This is a genomic window from Pseudoalteromonas neustonica (assembly GCF_001653135.1).
Lineage (GTDB): Bacteria > Pseudomonadota > Gammaproteobacteria > Enterobacterales > Alteromonadaceae > Pseudoalteromonas > Pseudoalteromonas neustonica.
This window is the reverse complement of sequence record NZ_BDDS01000008.1, coordinates 116,068-131,339: the sequence shown is the minus strand read 5'-3', so window position 1 is coordinate 131,339 and position 15,272 is coordinate 116,068. Positions and strand designations below refer to the sequence as shown.

The 15,272-nt window shown below is 39.9% G+C and carries 17 protein-coding genes; 4 read left to right on the top strand and 13 right to left on the bottom strand.

Features of this window, described 5'->3' with window-relative positions; genetic code table 11:
- Nucleotides 1–52: 52 nt before the first annotated feature.
- Genes hemW through A7967_RS13375 form a run of 6 tightly spaced genes read right to left on the bottom strand, consistent with a single transcriptional unit; the run spans nucleotide 53 to nucleotide 4,399 of the window.
- Nucleotides 53–1,189, bottom strand: a complete 1,137-nt coding sequence (gene hemW / locus A7967_RS13400) for a radical SAM family heme chaperone HemW (RefSeq protein WP_054203136.1) — start codon at nucleotides 1,187–1,189, stop codon at nucleotides 53–55.
- On the bottom strand, nucleotides 1,186–1,785 hold the full coding sequence (rdgB, locus tag A7967_RS13395; protein ID WP_054203137.1) for an RdgB/HAM1 family non-canonical purine NTP pyrophosphatase: 600 nt from the start codon (nucleotides 1,783–1,785) through the stop codon (nucleotides 1,186–1,188). The genes hemW and rdgB overlap by 4 nt, the downstream gene beginning before the upstream one ends.
- Before the next feature lie 3 nt (nucleotides 1,786–1,788).
- Entirely contained in the window at nucleotides 1,789–2,232 is a 444-nt protein-coding gene (locus tag A7967_RS13390) for a DUF4426 domain-containing protein (RefSeq protein ID WP_054203138.1), read from the bottom strand.
- 50 nt (nucleotides 2,233–2,282) lie between these two features.
- Nucleotides 2,283–2,819 carry a YggT family protein gene (locus A7967_RS13385; protein ID WP_054203139.1) on the bottom strand — a complete coding sequence of 179 codons (537 nt, stop codon included), beginning with the start codon at nucleotides 2,817–2,819 and terminating at the stop codon, nucleotides 2,283–2,285.
- Nucleotides 2,820–2,848: 29 nt separating this feature from the next.
- Nucleotides 2,849–3,670 carry a pyrroline-5-carboxylate reductase gene (gene proC / locus A7967_RS13380; RefSeq protein ID WP_054203140.1) on the bottom strand — a complete coding sequence of 274 codons (822 nt, stop codon included), beginning with the start codon at nucleotides 3,668–3,670 and terminating at the stop codon, nucleotides 2,849–2,851.
- Between the two features lie 15 nt (nucleotides 3,671–3,685).
- Complete coding sequence (locus A7967_RS13375; RefSeq protein ID WP_054203141.1) at nucleotides 3,686–4,399, bottom strand: YggS family pyridoxal phosphate-dependent enzyme; 714 nt, start codon at nucleotides 4,397–4,399, stop codon at nucleotides 3,686–3,688.
- 2 nt (nucleotides 4,400–4,401) lie between these two features.
- Between A7967_RS13375 and A7967_RS13370 the strand changes: the two genes are divergently transcribed.
- From A7967_RS13370 to A7967_RS13360, 3 genes are read left to right on the top strand one after another with little or no spacing between them, the layout of a single operon-like run.
- Nucleotides 4,402–5,442 carry a type IV pilus twitching motility protein PilT gene (locus A7967_RS13370; protein ID WP_054203142.1) on the top strand — a complete coding sequence of 347 codons (1,041 nt, stop codon included), beginning with the start codon at nucleotides 4,402–4,404 and terminating at the stop codon, nucleotides 5,440–5,442.
- Nucleotides 5,443–5,463: 21 nt separating this feature from the next.
- The gene (locus A7967_RS13365) at nucleotides 5,464–6,594 is read left to right on the top strand and encodes a PilT/PilU family type 4a pilus ATPase (protein WP_054203143.1); all 1,131 of its coding nucleotides are present in this window, start codon (nucleotides 5,464–5,466) and stop codon (nucleotides 6,592–6,594) included.
- A gap of 1 nt (nucleotide 6,595) precedes the next feature.
- Complete coding sequence (locus A7967_RS13360; protein WP_244507101.1) at nucleotides 6,596–7,555, top strand: hypothetical protein; 960 nt, start codon at nucleotides 6,596–6,598, stop codon at nucleotides 7,553–7,555.
- Here the strand turns inward: A7967_RS13360 and ruvX are convergent.
- From ruvX to A7967_RS13330, 6 genes are all read right to left on the bottom strand, one after another.
- Nucleotides 7,518–7,964, bottom strand: a complete 447-nt coding sequence (gene ruvX, locus A7967_RS13355) for a Holliday junction resolvase RuvX (protein ID WP_054203144.1) — start codon at nucleotides 7,962–7,964, stop codon at nucleotides 7,518–7,520. The two genes, A7967_RS13360 and ruvX, sit on opposite strands and share 38 nt — an antisense overlap.
- 37 nt (nucleotides 7,965–8,001) lie before the next feature.
- On the bottom strand, nucleotides 8,002–8,559 hold the full coding sequence (locus A7967_RS13350) for a YqgE/AlgH family protein (RefSeq protein WP_054203145.1): 558 nt from the start codon (nucleotides 8,557–8,559) through the stop codon (nucleotides 8,002–8,004).
- 27 nt (nucleotides 8,560–8,586) lie between these two features.
- Nucleotides 8,587–9,540 carry a glutathione synthase gene (gene gshB / locus A7967_RS13345; RefSeq protein ID WP_054203146.1) on the bottom strand — a complete coding sequence of 318 codons (954 nt, stop codon included), beginning with the start codon at nucleotides 9,538–9,540 and terminating at the stop codon, nucleotides 8,587–8,589.
- A 55-nt stretch (nucleotides 9,541–9,595) separates the two neighbouring features.
- The gene (gene rsmE, locus A7967_RS13340; protein ID WP_064435784.1) at nucleotides 9,596–10,330 is read right to left on the bottom strand and encodes a 16S rRNA (uracil(1498)-N(3))-methyltransferase; all 735 of its coding nucleotides are present in this window, start codon (nucleotides 10,328–10,330) and stop codon (nucleotides 9,596–9,598) included.
- Between the two features lie 85 nt (nucleotides 10,331–10,415).
- On the bottom strand, nucleotides 10,416–10,889 hold the full coding sequence (locus A7967_RS13335; RefSeq protein ID WP_054203194.1) for a hypothetical protein: 474 nt from the start codon (nucleotides 10,887–10,889) through the stop codon (nucleotides 10,416–10,418).
- Between the two features lie 31 nt (nucleotides 10,890–10,920).
- A complete protein-coding gene (locus A7967_RS13330) occupies nucleotides 10,921–11,814 on the bottom strand; it encodes a DUF350 domain-containing protein (protein WP_054203148.1) in 894 nt (297 codons plus the stop codon).
- A 73-nt stretch (nucleotides 11,815–11,887) separates the two neighbouring features.
- On the opposite strand from A7967_RS13330, the gene glnE reads away from it, so the two are divergent.
- Entirely contained in the window at nucleotides 11,888–14,686 is a 2,799-nt protein-coding gene (gene glnE / locus A7967_RS13325; RefSeq protein ID WP_064435783.1) for a bifunctional [glutamate--ammonia ligase]-adenylyl-L-tyrosine phosphorylase/[glutamate--ammonia-ligase] adenylyltransferase, read from the top strand.
- On the opposite strand, the gene A7967_RS13320 is transcribed toward glnE, so the two are convergent.
- Nucleotides 14,675–15,247: a TcpQ domain-containing protein gene (locus tag A7967_RS13320; protein WP_054203150.1), complete on the bottom strand. Its 573-nt coding sequence runs from the start codon at nucleotides 15,245–15,247 to the stop codon at nucleotides 14,675–14,677. The two genes, glnE and A7967_RS13320, sit on opposite strands and share 12 nt — an antisense overlap.
- Nucleotides 15,248–15,272 lie beyond the last annotated feature (25 nt).

Here is a 15,272-nt window from a genome sequence, read left to right as displayed (position 1 = left end):
AGGTTGTTCGTTATTATTAGTGTGTAATTGTTCATTAAATTTGAACAAGTAATTACACAAACAATTCTAGCAGGTCATTTAAAAAACGATGACCTTTTTGGCTTACCTGCCAATGTGTGTCCATATCCACCAGTAGGCCTTTATTTATTGCTTGATTCAAGGCATCTGACTGGCTTTGTAGTGATAACTTTGTAAGCGCATGTAAATCATTTTTTGGGCAGGCTTCAAAAAGCCTAAAACGATTCATAAAAAACTCAAATGGTAAGTCGTCTTGTTCAACCGGCCATTGCTTAAATAAATAAGGTTTAGATAAATCCATATAACCACGCGGATGTTTTACCTTCATGGTTCGTGTAATAAGGCCGGAGGTTGCATCAGTAATTTTACCATGTGCGCCGCAGCCAATTCCTAAATAGTCGCCAAAACGCCAATAATTCAAGTTATGTTGGCATTGAAAGCCGGCTTTGGCATAGCCTGATATTTCATATTGTTGATAACCTGCCGCACTGAGTAGCGCTTGGCCTTGCTCTTGAATATCCCATAAAGTGTCATCAGGCGGTAAAGTTGGCGGCTTTGATGCAAATGCTGTATTTGCTTCAATGGTTAACTGATACCAAGAGATATGCGGCGGGTTAAGCGCAATGATTTTTTTCAAATCATCGAGTGCATCGTCAAGTGATTGCCCCGGTAAGCCATGCATTAAATCAAGGTTAAAACTGTTTAATCCCGCTTCGTGTGCTTGTGTTGCTGCATAGATAGCTTCGTCAGCACCGTGAATACGACCGAGTGCTTTTAACTTATCATTTTGCATGCTTTGCACGCCAATCGAAATACGATTAATGCCAGCGGCTACATATTCTTTAAAGCGGCCAGTTTCAACTGTACCCGGATTGGCTTCGAGGGTTATTTCGCAGTTATCACTCAAGCCTATTAAAGAATCAACGGCCTGCAATAAGTTAACGTATGCCTCACCTGTTAATAAGCTAGGTGTGCCGCCGCCAATAAATATGGAGTGAATTTTACGCCCTTGTACCAAGTGTAAATCAGCTTTTAAATCATCAATTAAATGCTGTACATACTCTTTTTCGGGGATTTCGCCTTTTTGACCATGGCTATTAAAATCACAGTATGGGCACTTTTGCACGCACCAAGGCACGTGCACATATAAGCTTAGTGGTGGCAAATTCACAGGCCGCCTTTGAGCTTAAGCTCGATAAGTAAATTTTGGAGCGCTTGACCACGATGACTTACCGCGTTTTTTTGCTCTTTAGTCAATTGAGCGCTGGTGCAATGAAGCGCTGGTACATAAAACACAGGGTCGTAGCCAAAGCCACCTTGGCCATCTTGCGTTAATGTAATTTGACCTTCCCAGCTTGCACTGCAAATGAGTGGCGTTGGGTCATCAGCGTGGCGCATTAATACTAAAACACACCAAAAGCGTGCAGTACGAATAGGGTTATCGCCAAGCTCTTTTAAAAGTTTGTTGATATTATCTTGATCGCTGGCACCGACACCCGCGAAGCGAGCGGAATACACGCCAGGAGCGCCGTTTAGGCCATCAACTTCCAGCCCTGAATCATCAGCAATAGCGGGCAGGCCAGTTTCTTTAGCCGCATGACGCGCTTTAATTATCGCGTTTTCAACGAAGGTAGTGCCAGTCTCTGCAACATCACTGACGTGAAAGTCACTTTGCGGCACAACGTTTATTTCTAGTGGGCTTAGCATTTGTGCTAATTCTTTAACCTTTCCAGGGTTACCTGTGGCTAAAACTAAGGTTTTTGTCATGATTTAATCTACATAGAATTTTTGTTGAAACTGCAGCTTTTGAAATTGATTGCTTTGTTTAATTTCAATATCAAAACGCAAAATTTCTTCGTTGGTAAATTTCACTTGTGCAAGGTAGTAAACAGACTCACCTTCAATCACTTCTTTAAATGTGAGGGTTTGTTTATTGCCAAGTAAATTTTTAGCTGTGCCACTAAGAGTCGCAATTTGCGCTGTTTTATCTGCATTGTTTTTTAAAATTGAGATATTAACAATGCCTTTGTAGTTACTGCGTTCGAGATCATACGCTTTTGCAATTTGTGGTTGAATAAACGTGGATGGGAATGCAATGTAGTGTACTTGCCAAGGGCCAAGGTCTTTATATTGAGCACCTTGTATTTGTTCGCTGTGAGCACTAAAGGTAATTCCCGCAAGTGCGAAGAATAAAATACTGGCTAGTTTTTTCATAAATGACTCTTAAAAAAAGAGGCCACAATGGCCTCATTTGGATATTTTTATCAAATGAATAGAAAGCTCATAATAAGCTTTTGTAAAAATTGCAATGCAATAAAGAGTACTATGAAAGATAAATCGAACCCGCCTAAAGGAGGTATGACTTTTCTTATTGGATGAAGCATTGGCTCTGTTAATTGATGAAAAACAGCTTCCATTGGGTTATAACCTTGGCTTAACCAGCTAAGTATTGCTCTAATAATTAATACCCCATAGAGTAGAAAAAATGCATTATCTATTAAAGTGACAAACGAAAACTTAATTACAGAAGGAGCCTGCCAGATTCCATTGAAGAGAAGCATTAAAACACTTACCTTCGTTACAGCTATTAAAATGGCCAATAGCAAAGAAGCTATATCTAATCCCGCAAACCCAGGAATGATTTTACGTAAAGGGTTTACAGCAAATGATGATGCTTTTACAACAAACTGACTCAATGGATTGTAAAAGTCAGCTTTGGCTGTTTGTAACCAAAAGCGTAATAGAATGACCATTAAAAATAGGTCAAAGACTGTTTCTATTAGAAATTTAATCGCTTCCATATTTTTTACCTGATGACTAAGTGATAAGTTTAAAGTTCTTGTTCCATTTGCTCTGCGCGGGCAATACAAGCATCCATGGCATCAGCGACGGTACCTGTTAAACCTTGTGCTTTTAAATGTTCAACAGCAGCATGTGTGGTACCACCTTTAGATGTGACGTTAGCGCGCAGCTGAGAAATACTGATATCAGGTTGTGATACTGCCATTTCAGCAGCCCCTAGCGCGGTTTGCTGCACTAAGCGGCGTGCATCTTCATCGCTAAACCCCAGTGCTTTGGCTTTTTCTTCTATGGCTTCCATAAATAAGAAAAAGTACGCTGGTGATGAACCGGTAACCGCAATGATATCGTTAATTTGAGACTCTTTTTCAACCCAAACCGCAATACCTGTACATTCAAATACTTGTTGTACAAAAGCATGCTCATCGGCCGTTTCACCGTCGCCAAATAAGCCAGACACACCACGACCAAGCAATGATGGTGTGTTAGGCATACAGCGGATCATTTTAACGTCCTGACCTAACATTTCACGTAAGCGTTTAACTGTTAAGCCTGCGGCAACAGAAATAAATAGCTTATCGCTTAAGTCTACACCTGAATCTTGGAATGATTTGCATAAATCCCCCATCATTTGTGGTTTAACAGATAGGACAATCACGTCGGCATCACGAAGCGCTGCGTTATTATCTGAGGTGGTGTTCACCCCGAAATCCGCTGCTACCTTAGCGAGTTTTTCTTGGTTACGATTTGTTGCAATAATATTGGAGGCAGCAAATCCTTTTTTTACCATGCCACCAATGATGGCATAGCTCATGTTACCTGTGCCTATGAATGCGATTGTTTTATCTGACATATCTTAGTTATCACCTTAGCTTCGTTGGCCAAAAATATCCGTGCCGATGCGTACCATGGTTGAGCCTGCAGCTATTGCAGCTTCTACATCGCCACTCATCCCCATCGACAAGGTGTCTATATGGGGATATTGGGCCTTAAGTCTATCAAAGCAAGCACGTAATTGCTCAAAATATTGTATTTGTTGCTGTGGGTCGTCAGTTTTTGCTGGGATTGCCATTAGCCCACGCAGAACTAAATTGGGGCTGTCGTTAACGAACTGCGCTAATGCGGCTAGATCATCTGGGTGGCAACCTGATTTGGAGTCTTCCAAGCTTATATTTACTTGAATTAATACTTTAAGAGGGGCCTTATTTATCGGCCTTTGATCATTTAAACGTTTGGCTATTTTTTCACGATCAACACTTTGCACCCAGTCAAAGTTTTCGGCAACAGCGGCCGTTTTATTTGATTGAATAGGACCGATGAAGTGCCAAACAATATCGCTATAATTTGCTAATTGGGTTATTTTATCGACAGCTTCTTGAACATAGGACTCACCAAACTCTCGGTGACCTTGTTGATAAGCCGCTAGAATGAAATCAGCAGGTTTTGTTTTGGATACTGCTAGTAAGCAGACATCATGCTCATTACGATGATATTTTTTTGTCGCTATGGCAATTCTAGCATAGGCGGATTTAAGTCGTTCTGCTATTGTAACCATATAATTATCAGTTAGTTGTGGAGTCATAAATGGATATTACCGAATTGTTGGCCTTTAGTGTGCAGCATAAAGCATCGGATTTACACTTATCATCAGGGGTTGCGCCAATGATCCGTGTCGATGGTGATGTGCGACGTATTAATATACCAGCACTGGAAGACAAAGATGTAAACAGCCTAGTTTACGACATTATGAACGATAATCAACGCAAGGACTATGAGCAAAACCTCGAAGTGGATTTTTCTTTTGAAGTCCCGAATCTTGCTCGTTTTCGTGTTAACGCATTTAATTCTAATCGTGGCCCTGCTGCTGTATTTCGTACTATTCCAAGTGAAGTATTAACGCTTGATGACTTAGGCGCGCCAGATATTTTTAAAACTATTTCGGATAACCCTCGTGGCTTAGTGTTGGTAACTGGTCCTACGGGGTCGGGTAAATCAACCACATTAGCGGCGATGGTTGATTATATTAATCGTAATAAGCATCACCATATTCTTACGATCGAAGATCCGATCGAATTTGTGCATGATAATAAGTTATGCTTAATAAATCAGCGTGAAGTTCACCGCGATACGCATAGCTTTTCGGCAGCTCTACGTAGTGCGCTGCGTGAAGACCCTGATGTAATTTTGGTTGGTGAGCTTCGAGACTTGGAAACAATTCGCTTGGCAATGACCGCAGCAGAAACTGGCCATTTAGTGTTTGGTACGTTGCATACCACATCAGCGCCAAAAACCATTGACCGTATTATCGATGTATTTCCTGGTGATGAAAAAGACATGGTACGTTCGATGCTCTCGGAATCATTGCGTGCGGTAATCTCGCAAACACTGCTTAAAAAAGTAGGAGGGGGGCGTGTTGCTGCGCACGAGATTATGATAGGTGTTCCAGCCATTCGTAATTTAATTAGAGAAGACAAGATTGCACAGATGTATTCATCAATTCAAACAGGTGCATCGCACGGAATGCAAACCATGGATCAGTGTTTAATTAATTTAGTTAATCATGGTGTTGTTACTAATGCTGAAGCGCGTGTTAAAGCACAAGATAAAACAAACTTTGGCAGTTAGGCAAAGCGATAAGGAACTATAATGACACATTCTCTTAATTACTTTTTGCAGCTGATGATCGATAAACAAGGATCCGATTTATTTGTTTCAAGCCAGCTTCCTGTCAGTGCTAAAATTAATGGTGAACTCATTGCGTTAGGCGATGAAAAAATATCTGACGAAGAATCGCTTGCGTTCGTTGAATCAGCGATGAGTGACAAGCAAAAAGCAGAATTTCATAGCTCGAAAGAATGTAATTTTGCAATCGCGACAGAAGAAGGTCGCTTCAGGGTATCTGCTTTTTGGCAGCGGGATCGCGCTGGTATGGTTATTCGCCGAATCGTTACTCAAATCCCTGACGTAGCTGATTTAGGGCTACCTTCAACACTTACTGATGTGATAATGGCTAAACGTGGCTTAGTGTTGTTTGTAGGTGGTACAGGCACGGGTAAGTCTACCTCACTCGCTGCATTACTTGGTTATCGTAATCGTAATCAACGTGGGCACATTCTTACAATAGAAGATCCGATTGAATTTGTGCATGAGCATCGTAAAAGCATTATCACTCAGCGAGAAGTGGGTCTTGATACAGAAAGCTTTGAATCAGCTTTAAAAAGCTCTTTACGCCAAGCACCTGACGTTATTTTAATTGGTGAAATACGTTCGCAAGAAACAATGGAATACGCATTAAGCTTTGCTGAAACAGGTCATTTGTGTGTTGCTACATTGCATGCAAACAATGCTAACCAAGCAATTGACCGTATTATGCACTTAGTGCCTAAAGAAAAACACGATAAGTTAAAATATGATCTGTCGTTAAATTTACGCGCCATTATTGCTCAGCAGCTAGTGCCAACAGCTGATGGTAACTCGCGTGTAGCTGCAATTGAAATCTTATTAAATACGCCAATCATCGGCGAGTTAATTAAAAAAGGTGATATAGGCGGTATTAAAGAGGCGATGGCAAAAGCCAAGGATATGGGCATGCAAACCTTTGACCAAGCCTTGTTTGAACTTTATAAGCAACAGCGTATCAATTACGCTGATGCTTTGCATCACGCCGATTCACCAAATGATTTACGCTTGATGATTAAACTTAGAAATAACGAACAGCAAGGAGCTGGTTTTCTACAAGGTGTGACAATCGACGGGTTAGATCAAAAAGGTTCATAGTATGATCAATAACATTAAATGGTTATTCTTTACGGCACTTATATTTTTATTGAGTATGCCATTTAGTGTTAGTGCATTGCGCGATGATGTAGCGATTTCTGAGGCAATAAAGAACTTTAAAACTACGGATAATAACGTTGTAATTTATATTCGCGATGATGTCTATCATGATTACATGCGCTTTTTAAATGGTCGAAAAGTCCAAGATATCAATGATTTTAGTGGGCAATTTATTCGTCGAGACGTTGTTGATATGATTCTTGCTCAACAAGCTCTGTTACTTGGTGGATTTAATAAACAATTTAGTTATCAAATTGGCAAAGTCAACTTTAGAAACACTAAATTATTGGAGCAAGGTGAATTATTACTTAGTTTTGATAGTTACTGGAGTCAGGACGCTAATGCTCTGAGTGATAAAGTGTTTATTAGCGATCCAGTGATACGTAAAGGAGAGTATTTTTCGGGGGTGTTTACATCACCAAGTAATCGTAAAGTATTTGAAATAAAACACCTATCTGATTTTAGTCAATTAACAAGTGTATCAACACCGCGTTGGCGTACTGATTGGGATACTTTATCCGCTTTGCCTTTAAAAAGTTTAACGCGTGAAGATGAATGGTTAAGCCAAGTTAGAATGGTGTCAATGCAATGGATTGATTTTATGCTAATGCCACTAATGCCTGAAATAAATAATCACTATATACTTGAAAATATTAATTTAAAAGCCGTCCCCAAGGTGCTGATGTTACTAGATGATAGTCGCCATTATGTAGTTTCAAAACTTCATCCTGATGGCAAGCGGGCTTATAAATCACTTCAACAAGGCTTGCAATTATTACGTCAACAAGGGCTAATTGAAAAAGCTTATCGTCAAGCTGGTTTTATTCCAGATTTGACTGATAAGCTTATTATAAATTTACCCGTTAGCCATAAGCCTGCTCAAAGTAGCTCTCTAAAATAATAACCGCAGACATATTATCCACGTTACCTTTACCTAAGCTGCGGTAGCCGCCTTGTTCAAATAGACGTGCTTTTGCATCAGCGGTCGTTAAACGCTCATCCTGAGTCTCTACAGGTAGTCCATAATGGTTATGCAAACGGTTAGCGAACTTTTTGGCTTTAAAAGTGACTTCTTGATTGGTTCCGTCCATATTTAACGGTAAACCAACGACAAGTAAATCAGGTTGCCACTCATCTACATGCTTTTTAATAAAGTCCCAATTTGGAATACCATCTTTGGCTTTAATTGCTGTCAGGCTCGTTGCAGTACCGGTTAGTTCTTGGCCGATAGCAACACCAATGCTGGTGGTGCCAAAATCAAAACCCATAACGGTACGTTCGCCTTTGGGTTTGAGTTGTTTTTTACTCATGTTGTCTCTATGAAATTAAAGCCCAAATAAGGGCTTGTTATGCGTGGCCTGCTTCAGAGCTTAGTTGGCTAATATCAAAGCCGAGCGTTGCAACAGCTTTTTCCCAGCGTTGTTCTATGGGAGTATTAAAAATAATATCAGGGTCAGCTTTTATAATTAGCCATGAGTTCTCAAGCAATTCTTTTTCAAGTTGTCCTTGTTCCCAGCCGGAGTAACCTAACGTAATAATAAACTGCTCTGGTGCGTCAGGAGTTGTTAGGCTTGCGAGCACGTCTTTTGATGTTGTGATCATTATATCGCTGCTAAGCTCTTGGCTTGCAGCATACCCAGGTGTGGGTGAGTGCAATACAAAACCACGATCGGTTTTTACAGGTCCGCCAGCAAAAACAGCAACGCTTGCAGCGTGTGTAGACTTATCGTTATCAATTTCAATTTTATCGAGTAAGTCCCCAACCGTTATATTAATAGGCTGGTTGATCACCAGCCCCATCGCCCCGTCTTCATTGTGCTCACAAATGTACGCAACAGCACGTTTAAAAAAAGGGTCTTGCATTGATGGCATAGCGATTAAAAAATGATTTTCTAATGATTGCATAACGATACCCCTTTAGTATGTTGAAAATTAAGTATGGCTCAGTTTTCTCTCTATCGCATCAAATAAGCGCCCTGTGATTGAAATATCATAGGCTGCTTCAATTTCTTTTACGCACGTAGGAGCAGTAACGTTTATTTCAGTTAACTTATCGCCAATAATATCTAAACCAACAAAAATAAGTCCTTTCGCTTTTAATGTTGGCGCAACTGCTTCGGCAATTTTGCGATCTGAGTCACTAATTGGGCGAGCTTCACCGCGGCCACCAACAGCTAAGTTACCACGTGTTTCACCATTTTGTGGGATACGAGCAAGGCAATATGGAATAACTTCACCATCGACTACAAGTACACGTTTATCACCTTGCTTAATTTCAGGGATATAATTTTGCGCCATTGCAAAGCGGCTACCGTGTTCTGTAAGTGTTTCGCAAATTACGCCAATGTTGGCATCATTTTCAGTCACGCGGAAAATAGATGCGCCACCCATACCATCTAAAGGCTTTAGAATAATGTCTTTATGCTCAGTCAAAAATGCACGAATTTGGTGCTTGCAACGTGTAACTAAAGTGTCAGGGGTATGCTCACTAAACCAGGCGGTGAATAACTTTTCGTTTGCATCACGTAGGCTTTGTGGCTTATTAATAATAAGTGTACCTTCAAGTTCAGCACGTTCTAAGATATAAGTTGCGTAAATGTATTCAGTATCAAATGGTGGATCTTTACGCATTAAAATAACATCTAAATCAGCTAGGGCAATAGTGGCCTTTTCTTCAAGCTCATACCAATGGTTTTCATCATCAAATACGGTTGCTTTAGCTGCGGTTGCATAGGCTTTGCCTTTACGTAATGAAAGATCGTTCATTTCCATGTAATAAATGTCATAACCACGGCTTTGGGCTTGCATCATCATTGCAAATCCGGTGTCTTTTTTGATGTTAAATCCGCTGATCGGATCTGAAATTATACCTAACTTAATTGCCATGTTCGCTTGCCTTACTGAATATGTTGCTATTGATATGAGGGTAGTTCTACTAATTTCAATTAGCTAAATCGCCAAATTGTAGCTGTAATGCACTTAAGACCGTTAAAGCGGCAGTTTCTGTTCGTAACACGCGAGGACCAATCCGAATATCAACAAATTTTTGTTGTTTGGTTTGGGCTATTTCATCATCAGTAAAGCCACCTTCAGGGCCTACTAAAAAGCGTACGCCGCTACTAGGCACTGTAATTGTTTTAATGCTGTGCTCTGCGCGAGGGTGTAAAGTAAGTTTTATTTCGTTGCTACTTTGCACAAGCCAATCGCTAATATCAATAGGTGGGTGGATAGTGGTAATACGGTTACGGCCAGATTGCTCTGCTGCAGCAATGGCTATTTTTTGCCATTGTAAGTGTTTTTTTGCTAGTCGTTCAGGGCTTAATTTAACACCGCAGCGCTGGCTAAAAATAGGGGTGATTTCAGTGATCCCTAACTCTACAGATTTTTGAATGGTAAAGTCCATTTTATCGCCTCGAGAAATTCCTTGGCCTAAATGGATGTTCAATGGTGACTCTACATCTTTGTCATGAAACTCTAGCGGCATTGCAACCACTGTTTTTTTACCCACTTCAATAAGCTCACAAAGGTATTCACCACCTAAGCCATTAAACAGCGATATACGCTCACCTACTTTCATGCGTAATACTCGACCAATGTGGCCTGCGGCATCGTCGTCTAAAGTAAGAGGAGTTGAAATAACTATGTCGCTTGCTTGATAAATATGAGGAACTCGCATGATGACCTTTAACAGAATGGGTTAATGGCGTTATGGTATGTAAGTCACCACTTAGGTGCAAATATTTATTGCGGCGTGACTGTAATTAGTTATTTAGCTTTTCGTATAATTTGGCTAAATCTTGAGGGGTTTCCGCTATTTCAGTTTGGCAAGAAAGGTGGTTGTTTTGTGCTTCGTCAGTGACGGGCTCAAAGTGGTAACCTCCTTCTTTTTCTGAGACTAAAAAACGAATTGAGTGTAACGAGTTAAATATAAAGCGTTGCTTTTCATCGGCGAGCAAATAGTCAGTTTGGTTAAATAATACCCCTGCAATATCGTGATGCTCATGCAGATAACTGGCAAGTTCTGATACGCTAATTTCATTATTAAAATCGCAATAGCAATAGTCTTTGATTAGTTCATCAAACATCAGCTTTACTAAGTGACGAGTATTAGCACCTGCGATAACTAATGTGCTTGGGACCTTTGCGTTTGGTTTGGCAAAATAAGACTCAGTAAATTGCCGACTGAATTCACTATCGTTATCTATCAGTAGATAATTCTTTACTTCAAACGGCATAGGGCCCCACATATTTTGGAACTTTTCATGGCTAAATTGAAAACATACTTATTAGTAAATAGCCTATAGCGCTGAAAACAGCAAATTCAATACAAGCAATTCCAATGTTATCTTGATGATCAATTTCAAGTGCCGTATCAATATTTGGCAATGAAATAAATTTAATGATACTAGTTAGTAGATACAGTAATAACCACATAGTGCCGCAATGTAAAGCTAATGTGAATAAATTCTCTACCATTTTACCGCTATGAAACGTTGCACTTGCTAAACCTGCATAGACGGCTAAAGCAAGACCAATAGATTTACCCGCATAACGAATCCCAATTGATGTGTTTTCTAAATTAAAGTTACTTTGCAGCGATGCGCCTTGATTTGCGTGAGCAAAACGATATTCACGTATTTTGCTATCTAACGCAAAAATGCCCTGTAATAAAAAGAAGCTAACAAACACAATAAGTAAACTGCTATACCCTTGAGTATGTGACCAACTGTATAAGCCTAATGTGATAATACAATTAGCCAATAACATACCTGAATCAACCAAAGCAGCGCAGACGTTTTGTTTTAATATGGCTGCTTCTTCATTAAATCTATGGAGAATCCATTTTCGGTGAATTAAGTGCCCTAATTTAATAAACGCAAATAATAATACGACTAAAAAGACAACTTTTAATGGGTTGGATTGTGCTGCACTGAGGCTAATTTCATCGAATAAAAAAGCAATGGTTGTAATTACGACCGTAATTTCAGATGCAAAGCTGATCCCCATTGCAAAGTTGTCATGTTGGGCAAGCTCTTCTTTGAGCGCTTGTTTCGCTTTGAGCTGACTTACGATGCGCAGGAAAATAACGGTTAAACAAATAACGATAAAACTAATAGCAATCGCGAGTAAACTAGTGTTAGATAAAGACAAATATGACATGTAAAACCTTAGTTGGTTATTATTATGTGATTCATTTTAGTACGGTTATGGCTTAGATAAAAGAGAGTATTTGATGACACTTGGCAAGCAACTCCCAACACCACTTTACACCCTCGGTAGCGAGCGCTTTTTTGAGCTATATCCAGAACAGGCACCGAATGAGTTAATTATTAACTTACTGGGATTGAGTGACTTTGCCTGGCGTGCTCTACAGTCACAACCAGCGTTAAGTGATATGTTAATTAACGACGCAGAAATGGCGTTGCGTGATGCACCAAATCCATTTCAAGATTTAATACTAAGCGACGTTGATGAGGCGCAGTGTCATCGAATATTACGCCATTACCGTGAGCGCTATTGGTTAAAAGTAGCCTGCTTAGATTTATGTTATAAAAATGAGATTGCCGATAGTATAGGTTATATTTCTAAGTTAGCCGATGAACTCATCAACAGTGCTAATAATTGGGCGTTTACGCAAGTATCTCAAGTCAATGGTAAACCCTTAGATGAACAGCAGCAGCCGCTGGCCATGATGGTTTTGGGAATGGGTAAACTAGGTGGACAAGAGCTTAATTATTCATCAGATATTGACTTAATATTCTCTTATCCACGCAGTGTTAAAACCCAAGGTGGGCGACGTTCTTTAGAGGCGCAGGTTTTTTATAATAAAGTTGCACAAAAACTGATTGCAGCACTTAATCAAACAACGTTAGATGGGCAAGTATTTAGAGTGGATATGCGCTTACGCCCGTTTGGTGAAAGTGGTCCTTTGGTAATGAGTTTTAATGCCATAGAAGACTACTACCAAGAACAAGGGCGTGAATGGGAGCGCTATGCGATGCTAAAAGGTCGCTTGATTGGCCCTCAAACTCGTTATAGCGATGAGTTTTATCAACTACTCAAGCCGTTCGTGTATCGTCGTTATATTGATTTTTCAGTGATTGAATCACTAAGAAAAATGAAGCAAATGATAGCGCAAGAGGTACGCCGCAAACGATTAACTAATAATATTAAATTAGGAGCGGGTGGTATACGCGAGGTTGAATTTGTAGTGCAGGCACTACAAATGGTGCGTGGTGGTCGTGATGCAAATTTACAAACCCAATCATTGTTAAAAGCACTAAAGCAACTGAATCAAATAAAAGTTATCGGCGAAGCTGAGGCTAAATTATTAGAGCGTAACTATTTAATACTTAGGCGTATTGAGCAGTACTTGCAGATATTCAGTGATCAACAAACGCAAACACTACCCGATGACGAGCTTAATCAATCGCGTTTAAATTATCTACTTAATCAAGTTGATTTTAGCCATTGCTTAGTCTTTATTGAAAAAATAATGGCGGGCATTCACAGTGAATTTGAATATGTCATTGGTTATGAGAGTGAGCCTGTTGATCCTTGTGAAGGGGCGTTTGTTAGCGCGTGGGAACATACAGATATTAGTGTGCTTAGCGAACCTAATGAAGATTGGCAAAGTGCGCTTGATGATTTTAAATCACGATTAACCAAAACAAAGATAGGTACGCGTGGGCGTGATATTTTAGATAAATTAATGCCACTTTTACTTAAGCAACTTACTAACGAAAAAGCCAGTGGCGCTGTATTTGGTATGATTTGCCAAGTATTAAATAAGGTGATTTCTCGAACCGCTTATTTAGAGCTGTTGTATGAAAATCCAGGTGCACTAAAGCAACTCGTTTTACTATGCTGTCATAGTAAATGGATTGGCGAGCATATTTCACGTTATCCAATTTTGCTTGATGAGTTAATTGACCCAGCAGTGTTGTATAAGCCAACGCCTTTATCTGCTTACAAGGATGAAATTCGACAGTACTTTTTACGTATAGACAGTGCTGATTTAGAATTACAGATGGAAGCATTGCGACAATTCAAACAAACTCACCAATTACGAATTGCTGCAGCTGATGCAACGGGTGTCTTAGATGTGATGAAAGTCAGCGATCATTTAACAGCACTTGCAGAAGCGATTGTTGAGCAAGCAGTAAATATTGCATGGCATCAAATGGCACAACGCTTTGGTATACCACCAAATACAGATGACGAAAATAAAGGCTTTGCGGTAATCGCGTATGGTAAAACGGGTGGTTTTGAAGTGGGCTATGATTCAGACTTGGATTTAGTCTTTGTGCATAATCATGACGGGACAGATCAAACAAGCGGAAGCAAAGCTATCGATTCTCGTCAATTTTATTTAAAACTAGCACAGCGCTTATTACACTTATTTAATACACGTACAGCATCGGGGATTTTATATGAACTAGATACCCGATTGCGCCCTGAGGGTGCTTCAGGGTTAATGGCAATCAATCTAGAGAGTTTTAATCATTACCAGCAAACTCAAGCGTGGACGTGGGAGCATCAGGCTTTGGTGCGTTCTCGCATGATTTTAGGGCAAAGTGAGTTACAACAACGTTTTGCACAGATTAGATTAGGTATTTTATGCGATCAAAGAGAACCACAAAAGCTAAAAGATGATGTAATCAACATGCGAGAAAAGATGCGCACGCATTTGGCTAAAGGTGATAGTGAGCTGTTTGATTTAAAGCAAGATGCTGGGGGGATGGCTGATATTGAGTTTATCACTCAATATTTGGTGCTCAGTAATGCCCATACATTTGAACAACTGACTACTTATTCGGACAATGTAAGAATTTTAACGGATGCCGCACGCCTTGGGTGTATTAGCAATGACACAAAAGAAGGGCTTATTGCAGCCTATATTGACTATCGTTCGTGCTACCACGTATTAAGCTTAGATCAACGAGGGCGATGTGTCACAAGAGATGAGTTTGCCACACATATTTCGTTTGTTACTCGTACGTGGCAGCAGATATTTCAACTAGCTCTTTAGGCGCCTACAGTTTTGACGTACATATTCAGAGGGCAGTTCGGTGATCACCGCTGCTCGCTGTCTATAACAAAAAAAAGTATACACTTCGTTTTCAAAATCATCGTTAATGGCGCGACCAACCTGATATAACGTCGAGTTGAAATTACTATCAACACGAAAATGATCTTTAACAACATAATCTTTGCTTAAATACCAATACAGCACGATATCTTCGCTGCGAGCATAGTCAGAAAGCACTTTTCTTAATGTTGAGCCGTTTTCAAAGCGACGTGCAGTTACAGCTCCTGACCAGCTAGGTGAAGAGGGATCAACCACTTTTGCACGATCAGTTAATACTTCATCAATCCCCATTTCAGGCGTTGGCAAAGTAAGTACGTATTTGTCACGTTCATTACTTTTATTTACCTGATTACGTAAAGATGCATAAAAGCGTGATAAACCTTGAGCTGCAGCATTTTGTGTCTCTTTTATATCGACAACTGGACCATGACCAAATAAAAAATAGATAGCTGCAGCTATTAAAATAACAGCTAATGATAAATGCTTAACCCAAAACCACATGGCTAATACCCTTGTATTGATATTT

Coding starts and splice junctions, on each gene's coding strand:
- rdgB (WP_054203137.1), bottom strand. CDS start 1,785: ATGACAAAAACCTTAGTTTTAGCCACAGGTAACCCTGGAAAGGTTAAA.
- A7967_RS13390 (WP_054203138.1), bottom strand. CDS start 2,232: ATGAAAAAACTAGCCAGTATTTTATTCTTCGCACTTGCGGGAATTACC.
- A7967_RS13385 (WP_054203139.1), bottom strand. CDS start 2,819: ATGGAAGCGATTAAATTTCTAATAGAAACAGTCTTTGACCTATTTTTA.
- proC (WP_054203140.1), bottom strand. CDS start 3,670: ATGTCAGATAAAACAATCGCATTCATAGGCACAGGTAACATGAGCTAT.
- A7967_RS13375 (WP_054203141.1), bottom strand. CDS start 4,399: ATGACTCCACAACTAACTGATAATTATATGGTTACAATAGCAGAACGA.
- A7967_RS13370 (WP_054203142.1), top strand. CDS start 4,402: ATGGATATTACCGAATTGTTGGCCTTTAGTGTGCAGCATAAAGCATCG.
- A7967_RS13365 (WP_054203143.1), top strand. CDS start 5,464: ATGACACATTCTCTTAATTACTTTTTGCAGCTGATGATCGATAAACAA.
- A7967_RS13360 (WP_244507101.1), top strand. CDS start 6,596: ATGATCAATAACATTAAATGGTTATTCTTTACGGCACTTATATTTTTA.
- ruvX (WP_054203144.1), bottom strand. CDS start 7,964: ATGAGTAAAAAACAACTCAAACCCAAAGGCGAACGTACCGTTATGGGT.
- A7967_RS13350 (WP_054203145.1), bottom strand. CDS start 8,559: ATGCAATCATTAGAAAATCATTTTTTAATCGCTATGCCATCAATGCAA.
- gshB (WP_054203146.1), bottom strand. CDS start 9,540: ATGGCAATTAAGTTAGGTATAATTTCAGATCCGATCAGCGGATTTAAC.
- rsmE (WP_064435784.1), bottom strand. CDS start 10,330: ATGCGAGTTCCTCATATTTATCAAGCAAGCGACATAGTTATTTCAACT.
- A7967_RS13335 (WP_054203194.1), bottom strand. CDS start 10,889: ATGCCGTTTGAAGTAAAGAATTATCTACTGATAGATAACGATAGTGAA.
- A7967_RS13330 (WP_054203148.1), bottom strand. CDS start 11,814: ATGTCATATTTGTCTTTATCTAACACTAGTTTACTCGCGATTGCTATT.
- glnE (WP_064435783.1), top strand. CDS start 11,888: ATGACACTTGGCAAGCAACTCCCAACACCACTTTACACCCTCGGTAGC.
- A7967_RS13320 (WP_054203150.1), bottom strand. CDS start 15,247: ATGTGGTTTTGGGTTAAGCATTTATCATTAGCTGTTATTTTAATAGCT.